Here is a 626-nt window from a genome sequence, read left to right as displayed (position 1 = left end):
GCCCTGGAGTAGCCGCACCGCGCCTCGAGCAGATGGGTGTTCTGGAGCACGAAGACGACGTGCAGTCCGATGCTCCGGACCTCGGCGAGGTCGCCGAGGAGGCGGGGGATCTTGGGGATCCCGGACCCCTCGTCGATGGCGAGCAGGGTTTCCGCCGGCAGCCTGCCGCCGGACAGGCGCGCGGTCTCGCGCAGCGCCGACAGCGCCTGCGAGAAGATGCACGAGACGAGCGCGCCGCGGTCGCCGCGGTCCGTCGCGCTGGCGATGTAGAGGATGGTCGGCTTGCGCCCGACCGATGCGAGGTCGACCTCGCCGCCCCAGAGCATGCGGCTGACGTCGTCGTCGCAGAAGGACATGAGGTAGTTGCGCGCGGTGGAGACGAGGGCCTCCCCTCCGCCGCCGTTCGACGAGGCGACGAGGAGGAACTGGCGCGCCGGGTTTCCCGCCGGCAGGTCCGCGGCGAGCTCCTCCAGCGACTTCACGGCGCTCTTCCCGTCACGGGGCTCCAGGAGCGCGAGCACGGTCGAGAGGTTCCGCGCGCCGTCGGGGATTCGATCGTCCGTAATCGCGAGCAGGCAGAGGCCGGTCAGCAGGTTGCGGCTGGCGTCCGTGAAGAACCTCTGGCC

Annotated in this window: 1 protein-coding gene; it reads right to left on the bottom strand. The window is 71.1% G+C overall.

The window, feature by feature from the left end:
* On the bottom strand, positions 1–626 hold a 626-nt coding region (locus LK493_RS10085; protein WP_227790928.1), incomplete at both ends, for a type IV secretory system conjugative DNA transfer family protein.

It is taken from the genome of Collinsella aerofaciens, assembly GCF_020709435.1.
GTDB lineage: Bacteria > Actinomycetota > Coriobacteriia > Coriobacteriales > Coriobacteriaceae > Collinsella > Collinsella aerofaciens_AU.
This window is presented reverse-complemented; position numbering and strand designations above follow the sequence as displayed.